The sequence below is a fragment of the Serinicoccus sp. JS2-9 genome, from assembly GCF_059025165.1.
In genome coordinates this window covers 1740064-1763160 of sequence record NZ_CM180091.1, presented here as the reverse complement: position 1 = coordinate 1763160, position 23097 = coordinate 1740064, and the positions used below count along the sequence as shown (strand labels likewise).

Below are 23097 nucleotides of genomic sequence, written 5' to 3'. Positions count from 1 at the left end.
TGGAGGCCTGCTCGCAGCCTGCCGCGGTCGAGGACACCGCGACCAGAGGCATACCCAGATCTGTGGACAACAGACCTGCCGCACCGGGGGATGTGGACGACGCGCGGACCGAGCAGACGACGCTGCCGGACCGAACAGGCGAGGCTGCCGGTCAGGCGGCGGCGGCGTCGAGCAGCGTGCGGGTGGTGTCGTGCCGGGAGAGGACGGCGCGCACGGGGCCGCGGACGTGCTGGTCGGACACCTCGGCGATGGCGCGGTCGAGCACGTCCTCCACGTGGCCGCGTCGTCGCTTCGCACCGATCCCGGCCGCGATCCGTGACGCGCCGGCCAGCAGCAGCCCGGCGAGCAGACCGCCGAGCAGCAGCGCGAGCGGGATCGGCACCGGGCCCCAGAACGGCGCGTCCACCGGCAGCTGCAGCCAGCCGAGGACGACGAGCAGGGCGAGCCACAGCAGCCCGATCCCGGCGACCACGGCGAAGACGATCTGGAGCACCCCGAGCACGGACCACCAGAACGGCGTGCGCGTGCGCAGCGGCACTCCGACGATCGCCTGGTCGAGGGCGTCGGCGAGAGTGTCCTCCTCGGGGCTCGCGGCCTCGAGGACGGCCGCCGCCCACCGCTGCGGGAGTGTGCTGCCGACCGACTCGCCGAGCTCGTGGGTCGCCAGCTGGACGTTGGCCCGCGCCGCCGGCGTGGGGCTGGGCAGCGACGAGCGGCCCAGCACGGCGCGCACGTCGGAGGGAGCGATCCCCGCCTCGCCCGGGGTGTCGTCACCGAGGCGCAGCCGCCGCAACGGGTCGGCCTTGAAGCCGGCCACCCAGCGCGTGAACGGCCAGCCGGTGCGGGCCATCGCGCGCCGCTGGTAGTCCTTCTCGACGGCGTCGAGCACGACCGGCACCCCGGAGGAGACCTTGAGGGCACGGTGCAACCGGCCCTCCACCTCCTGCTCGACCTCGGGCGTCTGCGGGGCAACGCCCTCCCCGAGCTGCGTCGCGGAGGAGCGGAGGTCGGCGACGAGCCGCGCCTCGGCCGCGTTGCGGGCCCCCACGACCGCGCCGATGCGCTGGCGCAGGTCGTCCATGCCGGTGCCGAGACGGGCCGAGGTCGCGATGACCTCGTGGTCGCCGGCGCCGTCGGCCTGCACGAGACGGCGCAGGTCGGCGGTGATCTGCTCGACGCCGCCCTCCTCCCGGATCCGGTCCACCTGGTTGAGGACCACGAGCATGACGGCGTCGTGGTGGCGCAGCGGCTGGAGATAGTCGTCGTGGAGCCGGGCGTCGGCATACTTCTGCGGGTCGGCGACCCACACGAAGACGTCGGCGCGCTCCAGGATCCGGTCGGCCTCCTGCCGGTGCCTCAGCTCGCGCGAGTCGAAGTCGGGGAGGTCGACGAGGACCAGGCCGTCGAGCCCGGCGTTGGGCTCGGTCATCGCCACGTGGTGCCGGTTGCTGACGCCCAGCCAGTCGAGCAGCTCGCTGGACTCCTCCTCGCCCCAGACCGCCGCCGCGGCCTCGGCCGTCGTCGGGCGGCGGGGGCTGATCGTCGCGACGTCCTCGCCGACGAGCGCGTTGAAGATGCTGGACTTGCCCGACCCGGTGGCGCCCGCCACCGCCACCACGGTGCGCCCTCCGGCGATCGCCCAGCGCTCGCCGACGCGGCGCACCACGCCCTCGGCCTCCTCGACCGCCGCGGGCTCGAGCTCGCTCCCCCCGGTCTGCAGCGCCGAGCCGAGCTTCTCAGAGCGCTCGGACACGGACACCTCGCGCCCCTGCCCTTGACGGCCGATCATCGCTTCTCCTCCACCTCGGCCGCGGCCGACTCCAGCTCGTCGACGGCGTCCGCGGACACCGGCACGTCCTGCTCCAGCGCCCGGTCGAAGCGCGCGCGCTCCTCGGCGTAGAGCTCCTGCACCTTGACCATCAGAGCCTCGCGCGCCCGGGCGGCCATGCGGCGCACGGCCTCGTCGCCGAAGACCGCCTCCAGCACCCGCTGCGCGAGGGCGGCGGACCCCGCGCCCACCGCCACCTCGGCACCGGTCGGGATGAAGCTCGTGGCGCTGAAGACGACGAACATGAGCAGCACGCCCAGCCCGTTGACGCCGAACGCGAGGTAGCGCGCCGTGGCGCGCCGGTCGCCGGCCTCCTCGGTGACCATCGCGAGGATGTCGCGCTGCCAGTCGCGGATGAGCCGCTCGACGCGCTCGCTGAAGTCCGGCGACGCCTTCCCCAGCTCGGGGTGGGCCTGGACCAGTCCGGCACCTCCCGGCTGCTGCGACCACGCCCGCGCGGCGGTGCGGGCGGCGACCTGGCCGTGGGAGGTGATGAGGGCGGCAGCACCGGTATGCAGTGCCTCACCGAGCGGCTCGGAGGTCACCTCCCTGCCGGTGAAGAAGGAGGTCAGGCGGTCGCGGAAGCGGCCGATGCCCGCCTCGACGGACCGGAAGAACTCCCCGGTGCCCACGAGCTCGTGCCATCGGGCCAGCACCTCGCCCCGCAGCAGCGAGCCGTCCTGGATCCCCTCACCCACGCTGGAGCGCGCCTCGTCGTAGGCCACCTGCGGACCCTCGCGCAGCGTCGCCTGCGCCGCGAGCTGGTCGGCGCCCGCCCGGGTCACGACCTGGGCGCGCTCCTCCAGCGAGGCCAGCGTGCCCGACAGCGTGCGGCGGATGACGACGGAGCGGGCGCGGGCATCGCTGGCCAGGGACTGCAGCCAGCCGCGCAGTCGCTCGCTGTGCCGGTCCGCGATGCGCCCCTGCGTCAGGTCGTCCTCGGGGATGACGAAGATGGGTGACTGCCCGAGCCCCTGGTCGCGCAGCATGGCGGCGAGGTGGACCCGCACCTGCTCCATCGCCTCCGGCGGCACCCGGTTGAGCACGATCGCGACGGAGGTGCCGCGCTCGCTCGCGGCGCGCAGCAGGTCCCAGGGGACGGCATCGGCATACCGCGACGCCGTGGTGACGAAGAGCCACAGGTCGGCCGCGGCGAGCAGCTGGGTCGCGAGCTCCCGGTTGGCCCGGACGACCGAGTCGATGTCCGGGGCGTCCAGCAGGGCCAGGCCGGTTTCGAGCGCGTCGGAGGCGACCAGCCGCACCGAGCCCGGGTCCTCGACCGAGTCGGCATCACCCTGCACCCGGGCCAGGCCGGGCAGCACCCGCGTGTCGGTGAACCACCGGGCGTCGTCGGGGTGGTGCACGAGGACCGAGGCCCGCGTCGTCGGGCGGATCAGCCCTGGCCGAGAGACCTCCTGGCCGATCACCGAGTTGACGATGGTCGACTTCCCGGCGCCGGTGGACCCGCCGACCACCGCCAGCAGCGGCGCGTCGAGCGAGCGCAGGCGGGGCAGCACGTAGTCGTCAAGCTGCTGCTGCAGCTCGTGCTGCGACGCGCGCGCGGCCTCCGCACCCTCCAGCTCGAGCGGGAGCGTGACCTGCTCGGCGCAGGTCCGCAGCCGCTCGACAGCAGCGAGTAGCGCAGCAGGCTCAGAAGTCACGACCACAGTGTGACGTGCCCGCCCGCGAGCACCAAGACAACCCGCCGCGCAGGCTCAGGTGCGGGTCGCGTCGGCGTGCGCGAGCAACGTCTTGGACTCGGCGAGGAAACGCTCGGCGTGGTCGCCGAACCACTCCTCCACCTCGCCGAACTGCGCGACGAAGGCCTCCCGGTCGCCGGTGCGGAGCAGCTCGATCGCCCGGCCGTAGCGCTGGTGGTAGCGCTCGATGAGCTCGAGCGCGTCGCTGGAGCCGGTGATGATGTCGAAGTAGAGCTCGGGGTCCTGGGCGAAGAGGCGGCCGACCATGATGAGCTCCAGCCGGTAGATCGGCGAGGAGAGCCCGAGGAGGGTGTCGAGGTCGCGGTCCTCGTGCGCCAGGTGCCAGCCGTAGGCGAAGGACGAGAAGTGGCGCAGCGCCTGGATCAGCCCCATGGCGTGGTCGTGCTCGTCCGCCTCCACCTCGTGCAGCCGGGCGCCCCATAGGCGCACCTGGTCCAGCAGCCAGGCGCTCGCCTCCGGGGCGCGCCCCGGGACGTAGGCGACCACCTGCTTGGCGAAGCTGTCGACGTCGGGGCCGAACATCGGGTGCAGGCCGAGGACCGGCCCCGCGTGGGCCTCCAACATCGTCGCCATCACGGCCCGCTTGGTCGAGGTCAGGTCGACCAGCAGGCAGTCGCGCGGCAGCGGCGGGAGGGCCCGGATCGCCTGCACCGTGTCGTGGATGGGCACCGAGACGAGGACCATCCCGGCGTCACCCACCGACGTCGCCACCTGCTCCGGTGAGTCACCCTGCTCGACGACGCGCACGTCATACCCGGACAGCTCGAACATCCGCCCGAAGAGCGCACCCATCTTGCCTCGCCCCCCCACGACGACGATCGGCCCCAGGTCGGGCGCCTGGCGGGTGAACCCCATGGTCTTCTCGTGCGTGTAGGCCTCGCGCATGCACCGCCGGAGGATGTCCTCGACCAGGTCGGGCGGTAGCCCCCGCTGCTCGGCGACCGCCCGCTTCCCCGCGATCATCGCGCGCTCGCGCTCGGGGTCGTAGATCGGCAGCCCGTAGCGGCCCTTAACCTCCCCCACCTCGGCCACCAGCTCCAACCGTCGCGCGAGCAGATCGAGGATCTGCTGGTCCACCTCGTCGATCTGGCCGCGCAGCCCGGTGAGCGGTGCGCTGACCCCCGCTGGACCCGTCGTCATGGCGCCGATCCTAGAGGCCACCGCCTAGACTGACACTCCGGCCCCCGTAGCTCAATGGATAGAGCATCGGCCTTCTAATCCGGTGGTTGCAGGTTCGAGTCCTGCCGGGGGCGCGCGCCCCCGAGTGCTCAGGCGGCGGGCACGAAGACCCGCCGGTGCGCCGTGATGGTGTCGAGCAGCGCCCGCTCCCGATGCAGCCACACCGGGTCCGGCCCGTCGTGGTTGAGGTGCTTGCGCACCATCGCCAGCTCGCCGCTCTCGTCCTGGAAGGCCTCCATGGCCCGCTGCGCCGGCCGGCCGCCGACGCCCTTGGCCCAGGCGCGGGCGCGTCGGCGCTCGCCGTGACTGGCCAGCATGGCGACCTCGGCGGGGGTGTACCACCCGGCCATGCCGTAGCTGGTCAGCGTGTCGCGCAGGATCCGAGACTCCCGCTGCCGGGCCCAGACCAGCACGCCGATGAAGCCGATGAACAGCGGCACCTGCACGAGCCCGAAGAGGACGAGGTAGTTGTCCGAGGCCGCGACGGCGCTGTAGTTGAACAGCGCGTGCAGGAAGACCGCGCCCGCGAAGCCGAGCAGCACGATCGGGATCGAGCTCAGCCGCCGCCGGTGGGTGACCAGCCCCAGCGCGAGGCCGATGCAGACGGTGAACATCGGGTGCGCGAACGGGCTGACCAGGCAGCGCATGATGAAGATGCCGACGAGTCCGACCGGTCCTGCCTCCACGAAGATCTGCCCCAGGTAGATGATGTTCTCGACGAAGGCGAAGCCGGCGGCGACGATCCCGGCATACACGATTCCGTCGGTGACGCCGTTGAACTCGCGCCGCGCCAGCCAGAAGATGAGCAGCACCCCGAGCCCCTTCATGAACTCCTCGGTCAGCGGCGCCACGAGGACGGCTCCGACGACGATCGGGTCGGCGTGCACCCCCGCGAAGAACGCGACGCCGAGCTCGTTGAGCACGACCGCACCGAGGGTCGAGACCAGGGCGCCCCAGAGGAAGGCGAACCACAGCAGGCGCGCGGGCTCGGCCTCGAGGCGGTCCACCCAGATGAAGAGAGGTATGACGATCCCCAGCGCCAGCGAGGCGGTCACCAGGCCCAGGGTCGCCGCTTGCACACCGACGGCGGTCGTGACGATCGCGGTCATCGCGAGGCCGGCGAGACCGAAGACGGTGATGACCAGGCTCCACAGCAGCACCCGGCGGATCATCGGGCGTCGCGTGGCGTTCGGAGGCGCCGGCGCGGTGGGCTGGAAGGTCATCACCTGATGCCAGTCGCCGCCACCGGCCTGCGGCGCCGACGTCGGAGGGGTCTGTGGCTGGAAGGTCACGGGCCGAGGCTACCTGGGCGGCGGCATACCCTGGGGGTGTGAGTGCTGACCGGATCGTGTGGATCGACTGCGAGATGACCGGCCTCGACACCGAGGCCGACGCCCTGGTCGAGGTCGCCTGCCTCGTGACCGACTCCGAGCTGACGGTGCTCGGTGACGGGGTGGACGTGGTGATCCGCCCGCCGCAGGAGGCGCTGGACCAGATGGGCGACTTCGTCCGGGCGATGCACACCGAGTCCGGGCTGCTGCCGCTGCTCGAGGGGGGCACGACGCTGGAGGACGCGCAGCGCCAGGTGCTGGACTACATCCGCCAGCACGTGCCGGAGTCGCGCAAGGCGCCGCTGGGCGGCAACACGGTGAGCACCGACCGCGTCTTCCTCGCCCGGGACATGCCCGAGCTGGAGGCGCACCTGCACTACCGGATCGTCGACGTCTCCTCGATCAAGGAGCTGGCGCGGCGGTGGTTCCCACGGGCCTACTACGCCTCCCCCACCAAGACCGGCGGCCACCGCGCGCTGGGTGACATCCGCGACAGCATCGCCGAGCTGCGCTACTACCGCGAGGCGGTCTTCCGCGAGCAGCCCGGGCTCGAGAGCGAGACGCTCAAGGAGATCGCGGCACGGCATACCTCCGACCAGAAGCAGCCGCAGACGCACTGATGGCCCCGGTCCGGCAAGGACCGAGGCCACCTGCTGGGGTGAGCGACGGGGTTTGAACCCGCGACCCTCGCGACCACAACGCGATGCTCTACCTGCTGAGCTACGCCCACCATGCTGATCCGCTCACGGCTCACGCCGTCAGGGCAACGCGGATCATCCTAGCGCGCCGAGCGGCGTGCCCCGAAATCTGCGGACCGGCGGGCGACCTCAGTCGGTGCCGCGGCCGGGGAGACCGACCGGCTCCCCAGCGTCTCGCCGCTCCTGCGCGGCCCGCATCCGGATCTTCCTGGCCTCGCGCACGGCCTCGGCCTGCTTCTCCTCCTTCTTCTCCGTGCCCTCGACGTCGCGCGGCGGGAGCAGGATCTCGTCCTCGGCCGCCATACCGGCGGCGAGCTCCTTGCCGCGCTCGATCTCGGCGTCGAGCTCGGCCCCCACGACCAGCGAGGTGTTGATGAGCCAGACCATGAGCAGCAGGATGATGACACCACCGAGGGCGCCGTAGGTGGCGTTGTAGCTGCCGGCGTTCATGGCGTAGACGAAGAAGCCCGCCCCGGCCAGGATCGCCATGATGACGGCGAGGATCGCGCCCGGCGCGAGCAGGCGGAACTTGGGCTGCCGGACGTTGGGGGTGCCCCAGTAGAGCAAGCTGACGATGGTCATGAGGATGACGAGGATGACCGGCCACTTGGCGATGTTCCAGACCGTGGTGGCGGTCTCGTCGAGGCCGACGAGACCGAAGATCGCCTCGGACAGGGTGCCCGAGAGGGTCACCGACAGCACGATCGTCATGAGCATGAGCATCACCAGGACGGTGAGGGCGAGCAGCCACGGTCGCAGCTTCCAGATCGGCCGTCCCTCGTCGACCCCGTAGACGGTGTTCATCATCCGGCTGAAGGCGTTGACGTAGTTCGACGCCGACCAGAGCGAGCCGAGCAGACCGACGATGAGCAGGATGCCTCCGGCCTCGCTCTCGCTCATGCTGGCGAGGTAGGCCGTGATGGTGTCGATGGTGTCCTGCTGCAGGCCCAGCTCCGAGCCCAGGTCGCTGATCGCCTCCGTCGTGGCCTCACCCTGGTCGATGAAGCTGAGCGAGGTCGACATCGCCAGGATCATCGGGAAGATCGACATCATCGAGTAGTAGGTCAGCGCGGCGGCCAGGTCGGTGCCCTTGTCGCCGGTGAACTCGGCCAGGGTCCGTTTGCCCACGGCCTTCCAGTCGGTCTTCATCGCGCCCTCTCGTGCGTGCTGTCGGTGACGTCGGCCAGTCTGGCACGCGGGTCCGACAGGGGCAGGGCGGCGCGACCCCGTGCGGGCGTGCACGGTCGGGGCGGCGCCGGTCGGCCAGGTCTGTCGGTGCCGAGATCTAGGCTCCTGCTCATGAGGATGACGATCGCCGAGACCCCAGGCCTGTCCGCTCCGATGCGCTCGGCCCTGGCGGAGGCCGGCTTCACCACCCTGGCCGACCTCGACGGGCAGTCGCGCACGGCCCTGCTGCACCTGCACGGGGTCGGGAAGGTCGGGCTGGCTCGCCTCCAGGAGGCGATGGGGCAGGAGGGGCTGGCGCTGGACGGCGGGCACGCCTCGTGGACGGCCACGGATCGCGGGGAGGCGCCGCTCGCGGCGGGCAGATCGGCGGAGGCGAAGACCGTGCCCTCGGGCGACTCGGCGCGCGACTGGATCGAGCAGCTGCCCTGGCCGCGCCGGGTCGAGCAGGGGCTGCGCCTGCTGGAGATCTTCGAGGACGTGACCGGTGCGCCGCCGCGGATGTGGGGCCCGTCGATCGTCGGCTTCGGGGAGGCGCACTACCAGTACGCCACCGGCCGCGAGGGCGACACCATGCGCGTCGGCTTCTCCCCGCGCAAGGGCGCGATCACGCTCTACGGCCTGCAGTCCTACGGCTCGCACGAGGACCTGGTCGACGCCCTCGGGACGACGAAGCTGGGCAAGGGCTGCATCTACGTCAACCAGCTCGAGGACATCGACGAGACCGCCCTGCGCCGGCTCATCGCCGCCGCCTGGGCGGCGTGAGGCGAGCGGGCGGCATGCCTGCGCCGCGCATGCGAAAGGCGCCCTGACCTGCGTCAGGACGCCTTTCGTGGTGGTGCGCCCACAGGGACTCGAACCCCGAACCCGCTGATTAAGAGTCAGCTGCTCTGCCAATTGAGCTATAGGCGCGCAACAGCGAAGAACTTTACCACCGGGTCGGGTCGGACCAGAAATCGGCGCAGCTCACCCGCGAGCACATCCCCCTTCCCCCGAATTCGACCACCGGATCTCGTGCCATGGCGACACATCCCGTGGTCGAATTCCACGGTCAGCCGGGGGTCGTCGTGTCGATGACGACGTCCGAGCGGGCGCGCGTGCCGTCCGGCCCGAAGACCGCCTCCTCCTGAGCGGCCCACCGCTCCCAGTGCGGCCGGAAGGTCTCCCCGTCCCGCGCGATCCCCCGCCGCATCCGCACGCCACGGTCCGCATCCACCCAGACGCGCACGTCGGCCAGCTCCCCCGCCGCACCGACGCTGCTCCCACAGCCCTCGACGACCAGCACGCCACCTGCGCGAACATCGAGGGCGACCTCCTCACCCCACCGGTCCGCGTGCCAGTCCCAACGTCGGTATGCCGCCCGCTCACCACGCGCGAGCGGCTCCAGCACCTGCTCGGCCAGGCGGGCGGGAGCGTCGGCGAGGCCGTCCCACCCGGCGTAGAGATCATCCATCTGCACCAGGGGTGCCCCCAGGTCGCGCGCGAGGGCGGTGGCCAGGATCGTCTTGCCCGACCCGCTGGGCCCGTCGATCGCCACGACCAGCACCCCCTCGGGCGTCCTCGCGTCGACCTGCGCACGGATCCGGCCGATGGCCTCCTCGTCGACCGGGTGTCCGTCCGGCAGCAGCGGCTGCCGCAGCCCCGGCCCGCCCGCTGCCCGCCAGCCACGGTCGACGACGGTCGAGCACGGCAGGGAGTCGATCTCCTCCAGCGGGACCCACCGGACGTCGTCGGTCGAGCCGTCCCGCTCCGCCGCGAGCGCGCCACCGACGACCTCGGCGCGGAAGACCACGTCCACCAGGGTGAGGGGCGGCGATCCCGCCACAGCTCGATCAGGAGCGGCGATCGGGTGGGACTGCACGGTCAGCAGCTCGTGCACCGCGACGTCGTAGCCGCTCTCCTCGCGCGCCTCCCGCACCGCCGCCTGCTCGGGGCTCTCGGCCCACTCCATACCCCCACCGACGAGCGTCCATCCGGGACGCAGGGCGCGCCCGTCGGGCATCCACCCGCCGCGCCCGTGGGTGAGCAGGGCCGCTCCGTCACGCTCGACCCAGACATAGCACCCGACGCGCGTCTCCCAGCTCACGCCGCCACCGTAGTGGCGCGCTCGCCGGGTCCGGCACCGGGCAACGGGTCAGAAGCAACCACAGGCGACGCCCGGTGGGCTGCAGGGCAACCATTCGCGACGCCCGGTGGGGTGCAGGGCAACCATTCGCGACGCTCGGTGGGGACGTCGCGGCTTGACCCATGCGTCAAGATAGAGCCATGCGTGCCCTCATCAAGCCCGGCGCCGGGCCCGGCCTGGAGCTGACCGACGTCCCCGAGCCCACGCCTGGCCCTGGCGAGGTCAAGATCCGGGTGCTGCGCGCCGGACTCTGCGGCACCGACCTGCACATCGAGGCCTGGGACGACTGGGCCGCCTCCATGCTCGGGCCGCCGCTCGTGGTCGGGCACGAGTTCTACGGCGAGATCGTCGAGCTCGGCGAGGGGGTGCCGACTGACGACCGCTACGGCCAGCAGGTCGGCCAGCGCTGCTCGGTCGAGGGGCACGTGGTCTGCGGCACCTGCCGCAACTGCCGCGCCGGGCGGCGCCACATGTGCGTGCGCACCTCGAACCTCGGCGTCAACCGCGACGGGTGCTTCGCCGACTACGTCGTGGTGCCGCATACCAACGTCTGGATCCAGCCCGAGATCGTCGACCCGGACCTCGGCGCCGTCTTCGACCCGCTCGGCAACGCCGTGCACACGGCACTGTCCTTCCCCCTCGAGGGCGAGGACGTGCTCATCACCGGTGCCGGTCCGATCGGCGTGATGGCCGCGGCCATCGCCCGGCACGCCGGCGCACGGTACGTCGTCGTCACCGACGTCTCCGACTCCCGCCTCGACCTGGCCCGCGCGGCGGGTGCCGACCTCGGCGTCAACGTCGCCCACGAGCGCATCGCCTCCGCCCAGGAGCGCCTCGGCATGACCGAGGGCTTCGACGTGGTCATGGAGATGTCCGGCAACCCGGCGGCCATGGCCGAGCTCATCGACAACTGCACCCACGGGGCCCGCGTCGCGATGCTCGGCCTGCCCGCCGAGCCCTTCGCGATCAACTGGGGCAAGGTCATCTCGCACATGATCACGCTCAAGGGGATCTACGGCCGCGAGATGTATGAGACGTGGTACAAGATGACCGCCATGCTCCAGACATCCGAACTGCTGCGCGACCGGATCAGGTCTGTCGTCACCGACCGCTACCCTGCGGAGCAGTGGGAGGACGCCTTCGCCGCGGCGCGCTCGGGCGAGGGTGGCAAGGTCATCATGGACTGGAGCTGAAGGAGAGCCGATGTATACAGACGTGAAGGACCAGCTCGCCGCCGAGCTGGCGCAGATCGAGGCCGACGGGCTGACCAAGACCGAGCGCCAGATCACGACGCCGCAGTCGGCGCACCTCGGCACGACCCAGGGCCAGGCGCTCAACTTCTGCGCCAACAACTACCTCGGCCTCGCCGACCACCCCGACGTCGTCGCGGCGGCCCGGCAGGCGCTCGACGAGTGGGGCTTCGGTATGGCGTCGGTCCGGTTCATCTGCGGCACCCAGACCCAGCACCGTGACCTCGAGCGCGCGATCGCCGACTTCACCGGCATGGCGGACTCGATCCTCTTCCCCTCCTGCTTCGACGCCAACGGCGGGATCTTCGAGGTGATCTGCGGGCCGGACGACGCGATCATCTCCGACCAGCTCAACCACGCCTCGATCATCGACGGCGTCCGGTTGTCCAAGGCCCAGCGCTACCGCTACGCCAACCGCGACATGGACGACCTGCGGACCCAGCTGCAGGCCGCCCGCGACGCCGGGGCACGGCGGGTCCTCGTCGTCACCGACGGCGCCTTCTCGATGGATGGCTACCTCGCCCCGCTGGAGCAGATCTGCGACCTGGCCGAGGAGTTCGGCGCGATGGTCATGGTCGACGACAGCCACGCGACCGGCTTCGTCGGGGAGGGCGGGCGCGGCTCGCACGAGGCGTGCGGGGTCATCGACCGGGTCGACATCGTGACCGGCACCCTCGGCAAGGCCCTCGGCGGCGGCAGCGGGGGCTTCGTCGCCGGCCCGCAGGAGGTCGTCGACCTGCTCAAGCAGCGGGCCCGCCCCTACCTCTTCTCCAACGCGGTGGCGCCCTCCGTGGTCGCCGGGTCGCTCAAGGCGCTCGAGATCGCGCGCGACAGCGACGAGCCGCGGGCCCAGCTGCGCCGCAACGCCGAGCTCTTCCGGTCGCTCATGACCGAGGCGGGCTTCGAGCTGCTGCCGGGCGAGCACGCCATCGTGCCGGTGATGTTCCCCGGCGACGACGGCGCCCGGAAGGCCAGCCAGGTCGCCGACGCGATGCTGGAGCGCGGGGTCTACGTCATCGCCTTCTCCTACCCCGTGGTGCCGAAGGGCCAGGCCCGGATCCGGGTGCAGCTGTCGGCCTCGCACTCCGAGGAGGACGTGCGCGCGTGCGTGGCGGCCTTCGTCGCCGCCCGTGACGAGGTCGGCTGAGATGAGCGGCGCCGACGGCGGCCGAACCCCTGTCCGGGCCGTGCGTGACGAGCAGGAGGCCCTGGCCGCACTGCGCCGTGCGACCGGGCCGCTGTGGCGGACGCTGCTGCCGATGTGGCTCATCCTGTTTCCGCTCATGACGGTCATGGGCGTGTGGTTCATCGGTGATGGCTGGCGCTCCTCCGCGATCTACGGCGTCCTCTTCGCCAGCTTCTTCGTGCCCATGTGGGGGTGGGGTGAGGGCCGTCGGCGCAGGAAGTGCGAGCCCGGTGCCGACGCCACCTCGCTGGAGCGCGGCGTGATCACCGGCACGGACCAGGGGTGGATCACGGTTCGGGGCGAGCGGCATACCGTGACCTGGCGCCCCGACTCCGCCGTGGGCCTGCGGCCCGGCGACGAGATCTGGGCGGCGCCGAGCATCACCCCGGGCGAACGCATCGTGCTGGTGCGCGGCCGGACCTCACGGGGCGTGCTGCAGGACGTCATCGGGCCCCGCAGGCCGGCGGAATTGGCGGAGGAAGCGGAGCGGGCGTGAGCAGCGCGCCGGTCACCGACGAGGAGGCACGGGCGCTGCTCCTCGCGGCAGCCTGGCGGTCGCGACTGCTCGTCGTGACGACCGTGCTCGTCGTCTTCGTGGCCTACGTGCTCGTGCAGCGGGCGCTCTTCGAGCGGGGCCTGGGCCCTGCTGTCGTCAACGCCGCGGGCCTGCTGGTGCTCATGGGCCTGGTGCAGTATTTCGTCTTCACGCCCCGCTGGGTGCGCCGGCCCGGAGCACCGACCGAGGCCGCGCGGGTGACGAGGGTCGGCACCACCGGGCAGGGTGGGCAGACGCTGGTCCTGTCGGCCGGCGGGTCGAGCGTGCGCGCCGACCTGCCGCGCGGTGTCACCGGCTTCTCACGAGGCGACACCGTGCGCGTCTCCCCCGGCCTCGACACCGGCCGCGCCATCGCGCTCGTCACCCCGACGCACGTCACCAGCGGCCGCCGCGTGCTCACCCTGGAGACGAGCGCCCCCTGACCGCGAGCCCGGCTCGCCCGACCGACCACCCCTTCCGGGGAGGCAGGCTTGACGCATACCCCTATGGGGTATATGTTCACGATATGGAGGACCTGCAGCGGGCACCGCATCAGCACACTCACGACGACTCTCCCGCGGCAGTCCACGGCGGGCACCGACCCAACCCCACGACCACGGACCACGGCTCCGCCGATCACGGCGACGGACATGGTGGTCACGACGAGGGACATGGTGGCCACGGCGATCACGTCGCGCAGTTCCGCCGGCTCTTCTGGATCATGCTGGCGCTCGCGATCCCGACCGTGGTCGCGAGCGGCACCTTCGCGCACCTGCTCGGCTACCCGCTTCCGGACATGCCAGGGTTGACCTGGGTGTCGCCGGTCCTCGGCACGGTGATGTATGCCTGGGGCGGCCGCCCCTTCCTCACCGGCGCTGTCTCGGAGCTGCGGTCCCGACAGCCAGGGATGATGCTGCTCATCGGGATGGCGATCACCGTCGCCTTCCTCGCCTCCTGGGGCGCGACCCTCGGGGTCCTCGACGCCAGCCTCGACTTCTGGTGGGAGCTGGCGCTGCTCGTCGTGATCATGCTGCTGGGTCACTGGATCGAGATGCGCTCGCTGGCCGCGACCAGCTCGGCGCTGGACAGCCTGGCCGCGCTGCTGCCGGACGAGGCCGAGCGGGTGGAGGGTGAGGCGACCGTCACGGTCAGCCCCGCCGACCTCCGGGTCGGCGACGTCGTGCTCGTGCGTCCCGGATCATCGGTGCCTGCGGACGGCCGGATCGTCGACGGTTCGGCCAGCATGGACGAGTCGATGGTCACCGGTGAGTCGACGCCGGTGCGCCGTGAGCGCGGCGAGGAGGTCGTGGCGGCCACGGTCGCGACCGACTCCGGCCTGCGGGTCGAGGTGACCGCGACCGGGGACGAGACCACTCTCGCCGGCATCCAGCGGCTGGTCGCGGACGCGCAGGCCTCCTCCACGCGCACGCAGCGGCTGGCCGACCGCGCGGCCGGGTGGCTGTTCTGGTTCGCCCTGGTCGCCGCGATCATCACCGCGGTCGCCTGGTCGGTGCTCGGGATGCCCGACGCGGCCGTGGTCCGGGCGATCACCGTCCTCGTCATCGCCTGCCCGCACGCGCTGGGCCTGGCCATCCCGCTGGTGGTCTCGATCGCGACCGAGCGCGCCGCCAAGAACGGCATCCTCGTCACCGACCGGCTGGCGCTCGAGGCGATGCGCGACATCGACGTCGTGCTCTTCGACAAGACCGGCACCCTCACCGAGGGTGAGCCGGCGGTCACCGCCGTGGAGCCAGCAGGTGGCCGCTCCGAGCACGACGTGCTCCGCCTCGCCGCCGCGGCCGAGGGTGACAGCGAGCACCCCCTGGCTCGCGCCATCGTGCGGGCCGCCCGCGAGCGCGACCTCCAGATCCCGGGAGCCGCAGACTTCTCCTCCTCCCCCGCGGTCGGCGTGCGCGCCACGGTCGAGGGGGTCGAGGTCCACGTCGGCGGCCCCTACCTGCTCGACCAGGAGGGCCTCGCCGAGCTCCGGGTGGCGCAGGAGTGGCGCGCCGACGGCGCGATCATCCTCCACGTGGTCGCCGCCGGGGAGGTGATCGGCGCGCTCCGCCTGGCCGACGGCATACGCCCAGACTCACGCGAGGCGATCGACGCCCTGCACGCCGACGGCGTCGAGGTGGTCATGATCACCGGGGACGCCCAGGCGGTCGCCGACGCCGTGGGCGCCGAACTCGGGATCGACCGGGTCTTCGCCGGCGTCCGACCGGAGGACAAGTCGGCCCGGGTGGCCGAGCTGCAGGCCGAGGGACGGTCCGTGGCGATGGTCGGCGACGGGGTCAACGACGCCCCGGCGCTGGCTCAGGCCGATGTCGGCCTGGCCATCGGCGCGGGCACGGACGTCGCGATCGGATCGGCGGGCGTGGTGCTCGCCAGCTCTGACCCGCGCTCGGTCCTGTCGGTCATCGAGCTGTCGCGGGCGAGCTACCGCACGATGCAGCAGAACCTCTGGTGGGCCGCGGGATACAACCTCGTGTCGGTGCCTCTCGCAGCCGGTGTGCTCGCGCCGGTCGGGTTCGTGCTGCCGATGAGTGTCGGCGCGATCCTCATGTCGGCCTCGACCATCGTCGTCGCGCTCAACGCCCAGCTGCTGAGACGCCTGGACCTGTCACCGGAGTCCATGGCCCGCTGACGTGAGGCTCCCGGAGCGAGCAGGCCAGGCTCTCGCAGCGAGCAGACGAGGCGGCCGGAGCGAGCAGACGAGGCGGCCGGTCAGGGGGTGCACTGGCCGGTCGACCAGGTGATGAGCCAGGCGCGTTCGTAGCCGGGCCCGTAGTCCATCCGCAGCTCGACCGTGATGCCGTCCTGGCGCACCGCCGTCCCGAGCGATCCGGTGGTCTCCTCCGCCCCGGCAGCGCCGCCCGGACTTCCTCCAGCGTCATGCCGTAGCGCAGCCCGGCCGGTGCGACGAGCCCGCGGTCGCCCGACAGCGTCACCGGGTGCACGACGAGCTCGCCGTCGATGACCGGGCCCATGACGGCTCGTCTCGAGGGGTCTACGCCCAGGGGACGCCGCGCGGAGGGAGCGGGAAGGTCACGACCGGGTCACGATCGCGCGCCCGGCGCAGCCGAGGCGCGGGGCAGGTCAGCCGCGGTAGAAGATGCGGCGCGCGCCGCCGAGGGCGATCGCCGCGGCGGCGACACCGCCGAGGGTCATCGCGAGCAGGTCATACCTGGGGTTGCCGTCGGCGTCCGTGGCGACCTCGTCGACCTTGCCCTTGAGCGAGGCGAGCGCCTTGGCCTTGAGCGTGTCCGGGCTCACGCGGTAGGTCAGCTCGTCGACGCTGCGCGCCAGACGGCTCCGGGTCGCCGCAAGGTCGGCCTCGATCTCCTTGACGGAGCGGGCAGGCTGCTTGTTCGCCATGGGTAGAGGTTCCCTCGGTTCGTGGGTCGGTGCACTTTCCTCCGACGACGATAACGCACGCCAACCCCTCCGGGCCGCGCAGAACGGCAGGTCAGCGTCACAACCAGCCGGAGCGGCGGAAAGCCCGGTGGAGCAGCAGCACGGCGACCACCATGACGGCCACCGCGAGCGGGTATCCCAGGAGCCAGTGCAGCTCCGGCATGTGGTCGAAGTTCATGCCGTAGATGCCCGCGACGAGCGTCGGCACCGCGATCATCGCGGCCCAGGCGGAGATGCGCCGCATGTCGGAGTTCTGCTGCACCCCGACCTGCGACAGGTGGGCGGACAGGATGTCGGTGAGCAGCTTGTCGTAGCTCTCGACGTCCTGCAGCACCCGGTGCAGGTGGTCCGCCACGTCACGGAAGTGCAGGCGCAGCTCCTTGCTCCGCACCAGCCCACCCTTGTCAGTGAGCGCCGCGAGCACCGGCTTGAGCGGCACCGCGGCGCGCCGGAACTCCAGCACCTCGCGCTTGAGCCGGTAGATCGTCGAGGAATGCGTGTGATTCCCGCCGCCGAAGACGTCCCGCTCGATGTCGGTGAGGTCGACGGCGACCTCCTGGTCGATCTCGGTGTAGGTGTCGACGACCGTGTCGAGCACCCCGTGGAGCACGCTGAGCGGCCCGTGCGCGAGCAGCTCCTGCTCGTCCTGCTCCATCCGCTCGCGGACCCCGCGCAGCGGGGCCACCTCTCCGTAGCGCAACGTCACGGCGATGTGCGGCGCCAGGATGACGCTCACCTCACCGGTCTCGATGTCCGAGGTGCTCGGGTCGTAGCCGAGGGTCTTGACGACGATGAAGAGGCTGCCGTCGTAGGCCTCGAGCTTGGCCCCCTCGTCGCCGCTCAGCGCGTCCTCGACCGCGAGCGGGTGCAGCTCGAGCGCCTCCCGGACGAAGGCGAACTCCTCGTCGGTCGGGTCCTTGAGCCCGATCCAGAGGAAGTCGTCGTCCGGCGCACCGGCGGCGCGCAGCTCGGCGAGGGCGCGGGCCAGGTCGTGGGACTCACACGGCTGGCGCCGGCCGGCGCGGTAGACGGCCTGGTCGATGATCACGGGTCATCCTGTCGTGGCTGGGGGCGCTGCGGTCTGAGACGATCATCCAGCACCGCACCCGTCGATGAAAGGACCTCCATGTCGCGCCTCGAGCCTGGTCAGAGCGCCCCCGCCTGGACGCTGCCCACCGCGGACGGTGGTGAGCTCAGCCTCTCGGACCTGGCCGGCCGCAGGGTGGTCCTCTACGTCTACCCCGCCGCCATGACCCCCGGCTGCACCACGCAGGCGTGCGACTTCCGCGACAACGAGGCGATCTTCCAGCGAGAGGGGTATGCCGTCGTCGGCGTCTCCCCGGACCCGGTCGCCAAGCTCGCCACCTTCGCGGAGAAGGAGGGCCTGGGCTTCCCGCTCGTCTCGGACGAGAACAAGGTGATGCTCACCGCCTACGGCGCCTACGGCGAGAAGAAGAACTACGGCAAGACGGTGATCGGGGTCATCCGGTCCACCTTCGTCATCGACGCCGACGGCGTGATCGAGGTGGCGAAGTACAACGTCCGCGCCAAGGGGCACGTCGCCTCCCTGGCCAAGCAGCTCGGCGTGGAGCTCCCCGCAACCGGCTGACGGCATACCTGGGCGTGCGGCTGTGCACCTGCCTGTGCCACAGGGGTGCGCGGACGAACGCCTGTGGCACAGGCACCGGCACAGGAGTGTGCGCTCGGCGGGACTCGAACCCGCACACCCAAGGGCACAGGAACCTAAATCCTGCGTGTCTACCAGTTCCACCACGAGCGCGCGGACCTCAGCCTAACGAGCGGTCCGGGCGGGTCACGGTGCCGGGACCCTCGGGCGGACCACGCGGTGAGAGGTATGCCGTCGGCGGGCGACGGCATACCCCTCACCTCACGGATCCGCTCAGCGGCTGAATTTTGGGGTCGCGAAGGTGCATGTCGAAGAGTCTCAAAAGGTCACGGGATGAAGTGCTTCGAGCGACTCGCAACCTCCCGGCCCCACGCCGCACCATGTGTCTCATTGTCGAGACTTTCACCAGAATTGCCTGTTGCGCCGCCTTCCGCGGCGGTAAGTTCTCGCCATGAGAACCTTCACCGGGCGGACCGTGGTCGCCCTGACAACTCTCACGGTGGCCCTCCCGCTCACGGTGGCCGTACCAGTTGCGGCTGCTCCCGAGGAGGTCGTCTACGACGCCCTCGGCGACTCCTTCGCCGCCGGCTTCTCGACCTCGGTCGAGATGGGCCCCTGCGGCCAGACCGAGCTCGCGCACCCGCTGCTGCTCGACGGACGCAAACGCATCGCGCTGGACGACTTCGCCGCCTGCTCGGGCGACACGACGGCCGACCTGCTGGCCTACCAGCTGCCTGCGCTGGATGCCGAGACCGACCTGGTGACCATCTCCATCGGGGGCAACGACATCGGCTTCGCCCAGACCATCGGCGCCTGCCTGTTCGGCTCCGACGAGCAGTGCGCCGGCGCGATCGCGGTGTCCGGCGGCCTCATCCAGACCCTGCTGCCCGGCGCGCTGGACCAGACCTTCGCCGCCGTCGCCGACGCGGCGCCCGACGCGCACGTGGTGGTCACCGGCTACCCCAACCTCTTCACGCCCGACTTCGGCGCCCTCGGCAACGTCTCGGTCGCCGAGCAGGAAGCCATCAATGCCGGTGGTGTGGAGCTCAACGCCACCATCGAGGCGGCCGCGGAGCGCGCCGGCTTCCAGTACGTCGACCTCACCAGTCGCTTCGACCGGCACGGCGCCAACGCGCCGAATCCCTGGATCAGCGCCGCGGACTTCCACCCGACGGCGGTGGGCCAGCGCAAATATGCCGCCGCGCTCACCGCGGGGATCCGGTCGGCCGACCTGCGCTGAGTCGGGTCCGCGACGATCAGGTCGCGGCGACCTGCAACCCGACCTCCGGGACACCAGGTGTCAACACCTGCCAGCCGCGGCCCCACCCCTTGGCCTCCTGGACGACCGTCTCGACCAGCTCGGTCGTGGTGAGACACAGCGCTGTCGGCCCCGCGCCCGAGACCACCGCGGCATGGCCGAGGGCCCGGAGGGTGTCGACCGCGCCCATCGTCACGGGATAGACCTCACGGCGCTGCTCCTGGTGCAGCCAGTCGCTCGTCGCGTCCAGCAGGAGCGCCGGCTCGCTCGTGAGCGCGTGGACCAGCAGCGCCGACCGACCGGCCTGCCGCACCGCGTCGGCGCGAGGCACCTGCGGGGTGAGCACCGCCCGCGCCGTCGCGGTGTCCAGCCGCTGGGCCGCCGGCACGAGGACGACCGGCACCACCTCGGGGTGCAGCTGCGGGCGCGCGGTGCGCACCACGTGGGCGCTGGGCATCCAGGAGACGGTGAGACCGCCGTAGACCGAGGCCGAGGAGTTGTCGGGATGGCCCTCCGCGACGCCCGCGTGGGTGTTGACCATGCCCAGGTCGGCCTCGGTCAGCTCGCCGCCGCGGGCGAGCGCGAAGCCCAGCCCGAGCCCGCCGACGATCGCGGTGGCCGAGCTGCCCATCCCGGCCGACATGGCGATGGTGTTGCCGCAGGTGAGACGCAGCCCGTAGCCGTCCAACCACCCCACCCCGCAGGCCTGCAGCGCCTCGCGGAGTCGCCGCGCCACGAGATGGGTCTCGTCGGTCGGGAGCTCCCCGGCACCCTCCCCCTCGAGCACCACCTCGAGGTGACCGGGGGTGTCGACGACCTCGACGGCATACCGGTCCCAGATCCCGAGCGCGAGGCCCACGCTGTCGAAGCCCGAGCCGAGATTGGCGGTGCTGGCGGGGACGCGGACCGCGACCCGGTCGCCGGTGACGAGGTCGGCCATCACTCCAGCCCGAGGGCGCCGGCGACGCTCATGACGTCGACCGTGACGCGCACCGGGTCGATGTCGCTGCCGTCGGCCCCCTTGAGCGCCCACTGCGGGTCCTTGAGACCGTGGCCGGTGACGGTGCACACGATGCTCGCGCCGGACGGGACCTGCCCGGCGGCGTGGCGCTTGAGCAGACCGGCGACCGAGGCGGCCGAGGCGGGCTCGACGAAGATGCCCTCGCGCGAGGAGAGCAGCCGGTGCGCGGCGAGGATCTCCTCGTCGGTGACCGCCTCGATGACGCCACCCGACTCGTCGCGGGCGGCCTCGGCCTGGGCCCAGGAGGCGGGGTTGCCGATCCGGATGGCGGTGGCGATCGTCTCGGGGTCGTCGACCGGGTGGCCCTGGACGATGGGCGCGGCGCCGGCGGCCTGGAAGCCCCACATGGCGGGCCGGTGGGTAGCCGGCGCGGTGCCATCGGCGCCCGGGGCGGCGGGGTCGGCGTACTCGGTGTAGCCCTTCCAGTAGGCCGTGATGTTGCCGGCGTTGCCGACCGGAAGACAGTGGATGTCCGGCGCGTCGCCGAGGGCGTCGACGACCTCGAAGGCCGCGGTCTTCTGCCCCTCGATGCGAGCCGGGTTGACCGAGTTGACCAGCTCGACGGGATAGACCTCGGCCAGCTTGCGGGCCACCGTGAGACAGTCGTCGAAGTTGCCCTGGACCTGGATGAGCGTCGCTCCCCCGGCGACCGCCTGGCTGAGCTTGCCCATCGCGATCTTGCCGTCCGGGACGAGGACGCCGCACGTCATACCCGCTTTGGTCGCGTAGGCCGCGGCACTGGCGCTGGTGTTGCCGGTCGAGGCGCAGATGACCGCCTTGGCCCCCTGGCGGGCGGCGTCGCTCATGGCCCCCGTCATGCCGCGGTCCTTGAATGAGCCCGTGGGGTTGAGGCCTTCGTACTTCACGTGCACCTGCGCCCCGACCAGTTCGGAGAGGTGCTCGGCCAAGATGAGCGGCGTCCCGCCCTCGCGCAGCGTGATCACGTGCTCGGTGATCGAGGCGGGGAGACGGTCGGCATACTCGGCGATCACGCCGCGCCACTGGTGCGCCATGGGGTCCTTCTTGTCGGTGTTGACCACGGGTCAGGCACAAGGGTATGGGGTCGCGCGCCCCTCCCCGTACCTCGCCCGGGAGTGACCGCACCTCACACCGGGAGTGACCACGGGATAGCACGACCGTCATCGCCATAGATGCCGATGACGGTCGTGCTATCCCGTGGTCACTTCGAGTGCCTTGTGTCGGGGCCCGGGGCTCAGCAGGGCCGACGGCAGCTCAGCCGAGCAGGACCTCCAGGTCGTGGGCGAGGGCCCGGAAGGCCTCCCCGCGGTGGGAGATCGCGTGCTTCTCCTGCGCGCTGTGCTCGGCCAGGGTCCGTCCGTCGGGGCGGACGAGCAACGGGTCGTAGCCGAAGCCGTTGCTGCCCCGTGGCTCACGACCGACGACTCCCCGGCAGCGACCCTCGCGGACGGCGGAGGTAGCGGCGGCCTCCTCCCCCTCGATCGGCACGAGCAGCGCTGCGGCACAGACGAACTCGGCACCCCGATGGGCATCCGGCACGTCCGCGAGCTGGGCCAGCAGCAGGGTGTTGTTGGCCTCGTCGGTGTTCGTGCCGGTGGCCTGCGCCATCGGGCCGGACCACCGCGCCGAGAAGATGCCGGGAGCGCCGCCGAGCACGTCCACCGCGAGCCCGGAGTCGTCGGCGAGCGCCGGCAGCCCCGTGGCGCGCACCGCCGCGCCCGCCTTGAGCAGCGCGTTCTCCGCGAAGGTGACGCCGGACTCGACGACCTCCTCGAGGTCGGGGAAGGCGTCCAGGCCGACCAGCTCGAGGCCGCAGCGCTCCAGCACGTCGGCCAGGATCTCGCGCAGCTCGCTCACCTTGCCCTGGTTACGGGTGGCGAGGACGACCTGCCGCGGGCGGTCCGCGGCGGGTGCCGGCTCCGTCACCACGTCGGAGGGCCCTGGTCGACGTCGGCGCCGGCCGCGTGCGAGTCGGAGCCCCCCATGTCGTCGCCACCGAAGGCCGCCGCCTGGCGGGCGGTCAGCTCGTTGCACCCCTCCGCAGCCAGGTCGAGCAGGGCATCGAGCAGCTCCCGGTCGAAGGGCACGCCCTCGGCGGTGCCCTGCACCTCGACGAAGCGGCCGTCGCCGGTCATGACGACATTCATGTCGGTCTCAGCGGTGGAGTCCTCCGGGTAATCCAGGTCGAGCACGGGCTCACCCTCGACGACGCCCACGCTGACGGCGCAGACGGAGCCGGTGATCGGCTCGGCCTTCTTGGCGATCAGTCCCTTGTCCCGAGCGGACTCCACGGCGTCGACGAGGGCGACGTAGGCCCCGGTGATCGCGGCCGTCCGGGTGCCGCCGTCGGCCTGGAGCACGTCGCAGTCGAGCTGGATGGTGTTCTCCCCCAAGGCATCCAGGTCGACGACCGCCCGCAGCGAGCGGCCGATGAGCCGGCTGATCTCGTGGGTGCGCCCGCCGATGCGGCCCTTGACCGACTCGCGGTCGGAGCGGGTGTGCGTGGAACGCGGCAGCATGGCGTACTCCGCCGTGGTCCAGCCCTTGCCGCTGCCCTTGCGCCAGCGCGGGACCCCGGAGCTGAACGAGGCCGCACACAGCACCCGGGTCTTCCCGAACTCCACGAGCACGCTGCCCTCGGCGTGGTCGAGCCAGTTGCGGGTGATGCGGATCTCGCGGAGCTGGTCGGCGCTGCGGCCGTCGTGGCGTGAGGTCATGGCAGCCAGCGTAGGCGCTCGGTCCCCCACTCCCCACCGA

21 protein-coding genes and 4 tRNA genes are annotated in these 23097 nt (G+C 71.8%); 10 read left to right on the top strand and 15 right to left on the bottom strand.

Features of this window, described 5'->3' with window-relative positions; all coding sequences use genetic code 11:
- Positions 1–151: 151 nt before the first annotated feature.
- From AC5PYY_RS08730 to tyrA, 3 genes are read right to left on the bottom strand one after another with little or no spacing between them, the layout of a single operon-like run.
- Positions 152–1789, bottom strand: coding sequence for a YfjP family GTPase (locus tag AC5PYY_RS08730; protein WP_493896432.1), 1638 nt, complete (start codon positions 1787–1789; stop codon positions 152–154).
- Complete coding sequence (locus AC5PYY_RS08725; protein WP_493896431.1) at positions 1786–3489, bottom strand: dynamin family protein; 1704 nt, start codon at positions 3487–3489, stop codon at positions 1786–1788. The genes AC5PYY_RS08730 and AC5PYY_RS08725 overlap by 4 nt, the downstream gene beginning before the upstream one ends.
- Before the next feature lie 54 nt (positions 3490–3543).
- Complete coding sequence (tyrA, locus tag AC5PYY_RS08720; RefSeq protein WP_493896430.1) at positions 3544–4689, bottom strand: bifunctional chorismate mutase/prephenate dehydrogenase; 1146 nt, start codon at positions 4687–4689, stop codon at positions 3544–3546.
- A 40-nt stretch (positions 4690–4729) separates the two neighbouring features.
- Here tyrA and AC5PYY_RS08715 point away from each other — a divergent pair.
- Positions 4730–4802, top strand: a tRNA-Arg gene (locus tag AC5PYY_RS08715).
- Between the two features lie 15 nt (positions 4803–4817).
- Here the strand turns inward: AC5PYY_RS08715 and AC5PYY_RS08710 are convergent.
- On the bottom strand, positions 4818–6020 hold the full coding sequence (locus AC5PYY_RS08710; protein ID WP_493896429.1) for a PrsW family intramembrane metalloprotease: 1203 nt from the start codon (positions 6018–6020) through the stop codon (positions 4818–4820).
- Positions 6021–6058: 38 nt separating this feature from the next.
- Here AC5PYY_RS08710 and orn point away from each other — a divergent pair, with 38 nt between their 5' ends.
- Positions 6059–6679, top strand: coding sequence for an oligoribonuclease (orn, locus tag AC5PYY_RS08705; protein WP_493896428.1), 621 nt, complete (start codon positions 6059–6061; stop codon positions 6677–6679).
- 34 nt (positions 6680–6713) lie between these two features.
- Here the strand turns inward: orn and AC5PYY_RS08700 are convergent.
- Both AC5PYY_RS08700 and AC5PYY_RS08695 read right to left on the bottom strand, forming a co-directional pair.
- A tRNA-His gene (locus tag AC5PYY_RS08700) sits at positions 6714–6789 on the bottom strand.
- Between the two features lie 97 nt (positions 6790–6886).
- Entirely contained in the window at positions 6887–7906 is a 1020-nt protein-coding gene (locus tag AC5PYY_RS08695) for a YihY/virulence factor BrkB family protein (protein ID WP_493896427.1), read from the bottom strand.
- A gap of 150 nt (positions 7907–8056) precedes the next feature.
- Here AC5PYY_RS08695 and AC5PYY_RS08690 point away from each other — a divergent pair, with 150 nt between their 5' ends.
- Positions 8057–8707, top strand: a complete 651-nt coding sequence (locus tag AC5PYY_RS08690; RefSeq protein WP_493896426.1) for a DUF1801 domain-containing protein — start codon at positions 8057–8059, stop codon at positions 8705–8707.
- A 71-nt stretch (positions 8708–8778) separates the two neighbouring features.
- On the opposite strand, the gene AC5PYY_RS08685 is transcribed toward AC5PYY_RS08690, so the two are convergent.
- Positions 8779–8854: transfer RNA gene (locus AC5PYY_RS08685), tRNA-Lys, on the bottom strand.
- 139 nt (positions 8855–8993) lie between these two features.
- Positions 8994–10028: an NUDIX domain-containing protein gene (locus AC5PYY_RS08680; protein WP_493896425.1), complete on the bottom strand. Its 1035-nt coding sequence runs from the start codon at positions 10026–10028 to the stop codon at positions 8994–8996.
- Between the two features lie 179 nt (positions 10029–10207).
- Between AC5PYY_RS08680 and tdh the strand changes: the two genes are divergently transcribed.
- The 5 genes from tdh to AC5PYY_RS08655 all read left to right on the top strand — a co-directional run bounded on the left by tdh (position 10208) and on the right by AC5PYY_RS08655 (position 15685).
- Positions 10208–11260, top strand: a complete 1053-nt coding sequence (gene tdh / locus AC5PYY_RS08675; protein WP_493896424.1) for an L-threonine 3-dehydrogenase — start codon at positions 10208–10210, stop codon at positions 11258–11260.
- A gap of 10 nt (positions 11261–11270) precedes the next feature.
- Positions 11271–12464 carry a glycine C-acetyltransferase gene (locus AC5PYY_RS08670; RefSeq protein ID WP_493896423.1) on the top strand — a complete coding sequence of 398 codons (1194 nt, stop codon included), beginning with the start codon at positions 11271–11273 and terminating at the stop codon, positions 12462–12464.
- Position 12465: 1 nt separating this feature from the next.
- Positions 12466–12999, top strand: coding sequence for a hypothetical protein (locus AC5PYY_RS08665; RefSeq protein ID WP_493896422.1), 534 nt, complete (start codon positions 12466–12468; stop codon positions 12997–12999).
- Positions 12996–13481, top strand: coding sequence for a hypothetical protein (locus AC5PYY_RS08660; protein ID WP_493896421.1), 486 nt, complete (start codon positions 12996–12998; stop codon positions 13479–13481). Before AC5PYY_RS08665 ends, AC5PYY_RS08660 begins: the two co-directional genes overlap by 4 nt.
- An 83-nt stretch (positions 13482–13564) precedes the next feature.
- Positions 13565–15685, top strand: coding sequence for a heavy metal translocating P-type ATPase (locus AC5PYY_RS08655; RefSeq protein ID WP_493896420.1), 2121 nt, complete (start codon positions 13565–13567; stop codon positions 15683–15685).
- 452 nt (positions 15686–16137) lie between these two features.
- Here the strand turns inward: AC5PYY_RS08655 and AC5PYY_RS08650 are convergent, their stop codons facing one another.
- Together AC5PYY_RS08650 and corA are read right to left on the bottom strand one after the other, a co-directional pair.
- Positions 16138–16416: a DUF3618 domain-containing protein gene (locus tag AC5PYY_RS08650; RefSeq protein WP_493896419.1), complete on the bottom strand. Its 279-nt coding sequence runs from the start codon at positions 16414–16416 to the stop codon at positions 16138–16140.
- Between the two features lie 97 nt (positions 16417–16513).
- Positions 16514–17503, bottom strand: coding sequence for a magnesium/cobalt transporter CorA (gene corA, locus AC5PYY_RS08645; protein ID WP_493896418.1), 990 nt, complete (start codon positions 17501–17503; stop codon positions 16514–16516).
- Between the two features lie 78 nt (positions 17504–17581).
- Between corA and bcp the strand changes: the two genes are divergently transcribed.
- Complete coding sequence (gene bcp / locus AC5PYY_RS08640; RefSeq protein WP_493896417.1) at positions 17582–18064, top strand: thioredoxin-dependent thiol peroxidase; 483 nt, start codon at positions 17582–17584, stop codon at positions 18062–18064.
- A gap of 89 nt (positions 18065–18153) precedes the next feature.
- Here bcp and AC5PYY_RS08635 read toward each other — a convergent pair.
- A tRNA-Leu gene (locus tag AC5PYY_RS08635) sits at positions 18154–18235 on the bottom strand.
- A gap of 298 nt (positions 18236–18533) precedes the next feature.
- Between AC5PYY_RS08635 and AC5PYY_RS08630 the strand changes: the two genes are divergently transcribed.
- The gene (locus AC5PYY_RS08630) at positions 18534–19322 is read left to right on the top strand and encodes an SGNH/GDSL hydrolase family protein (protein ID WP_493896416.1); all 789 of its coding nucleotides are present in this window, start codon (positions 18534–18536) and stop codon (positions 19320–19322) included.
- Positions 19323–19338: 16 nt separating this feature from the next.
- Here the strand turns inward: AC5PYY_RS08630 and AC5PYY_RS08625 are convergent, their stop codons facing one another.
- From AC5PYY_RS08625 to rph, 4 genes are all read right to left on the bottom strand, one after another.
- Complete coding sequence (locus tag AC5PYY_RS08625) at positions 19339–20280, bottom strand: homoserine kinase (protein ID WP_493896415.1); 942 nt, start codon at positions 20278–20280, stop codon at positions 19339–19341.
- The gene (gene thrC, locus AC5PYY_RS08620) at positions 20280–21374 is read right to left on the bottom strand and encodes a threonine synthase (RefSeq protein ID WP_493899348.1); all 1095 of its coding nucleotides are present in this window, start codon (positions 21372–21374) and stop codon (positions 20280–20282) included. Before thrC ends, AC5PYY_RS08625 begins: the two co-directional genes overlap by 1 nt.
- A 220-nt stretch (positions 21375–21594) precedes the next feature.
- Positions 21595–22269, bottom strand: a complete 675-nt coding sequence (gene rdgB, locus AC5PYY_RS08615) for an RdgB/HAM1 family non-canonical purine NTP pyrophosphatase (RefSeq protein WP_493896414.1) — start codon at positions 22267–22269, stop codon at positions 21595–21597.
- The gene (gene rph / locus AC5PYY_RS08610; protein WP_493896413.1) at positions 22263–23057 is read right to left on the bottom strand and encodes a ribonuclease PH; all 795 of its coding nucleotides are present in this window, start codon (positions 23055–23057) and stop codon (positions 22263–22265) included. Before rph ends, rdgB begins: the two co-directional genes overlap by 7 nt.
- Positions 23058–23097 lie beyond the last annotated feature (40 nt).

Excerpts from the sequence above, each read along its gene's own strand:
- AC5PYY_RS08730 (WP_493896432.1), bottom strand. The coding sequence starts at position 1,789 with ATGATCGGCCGTCAAGGGCAGGGGCGCGAGGTGTCCGTGTCCGAGCGC.
- tyrA (WP_493896430.1), bottom strand. The coding sequence starts at position 4,689 with ATGACGACGGGTCCAGCGGGGGTCAGCGCACCGCTCACCGGGCTGCGC.
- AC5PYY_RS08695 (WP_493896427.1), bottom strand. The coding sequence starts at position 7,906 with ATGAAGACCGACTGGAAGGCCGTGGGCAAACGGACCCTGGCCGAGTTC.
- AC5PYY_RS08690 (WP_493896426.1), top strand. The coding sequence starts at position 8,057 with ATGAGGATGACGATCGCCGAGACCCCAGGCCTGTCCGCTCCGATGCGC.
- tdh (WP_493896424.1), top strand. The coding sequence starts at position 10,208 with ATGCGTGCCCTCATCAAGCCCGGCGCCGGGCCCGGCCTGGAGCTGACC.
- AC5PYY_RS08670 (WP_493896423.1), top strand. The coding sequence starts at position 11,271 with ATGTATACAGACGTGAAGGACCAGCTCGCCGCCGAGCTGGCGCAGATC.
- AC5PYY_RS08665 (WP_493896422.1), top strand. The coding sequence starts at position 12,466 with ATGAGCGGCGCCGACGGCGGCCGAACCCCTGTCCGGGCCGTGCGTGAC.
- AC5PYY_RS08655 (WP_493896420.1), top strand. The coding sequence starts at position 13,565 with ATGGAGGACCTGCAGCGGGCACCGCATCAGCACACTCACGACGACTCT.
- AC5PYY_RS08650 (WP_493896419.1), bottom strand. The coding sequence starts at position 16,416 with ATGGCGAACAAGCAGCCTGCCCGCTCCGTCAAGGAGATCGAGGCCGAC.
- bcp (WP_493896417.1), top strand. The coding sequence starts at position 17,582 with ATGTCGCGCCTCGAGCCTGGTCAGAGCGCCCCCGCCTGGACGCTGCCC.
- AC5PYY_RS08630 (WP_493896416.1), top strand. The coding sequence starts at position 18,534 with ATGAGAACCTTCACCGGGCGGACCGTGGTCGCCCTGACAACTCTCACG.
- AC5PYY_RS08625 (WP_493896415.1), bottom strand. The coding sequence starts at position 20,280 with ATGGCCGACCTCGTCACCGGCGACCGGGTCGCGGTCCGCGTCCCCGCC.
- thrC (WP_493899348.1), bottom strand. The coding sequence starts at position 21,374 with ATGGCGCACCAGTGGCGCGGCGTGATCGCCGAGTATGCCGACCGTCTC.
- rph (WP_493896413.1), bottom strand. The coding sequence starts at position 23,057 with ATGACCTCACGCCACGACGGCCGCAGCGCCGACCAGCTCCGCGAGATC.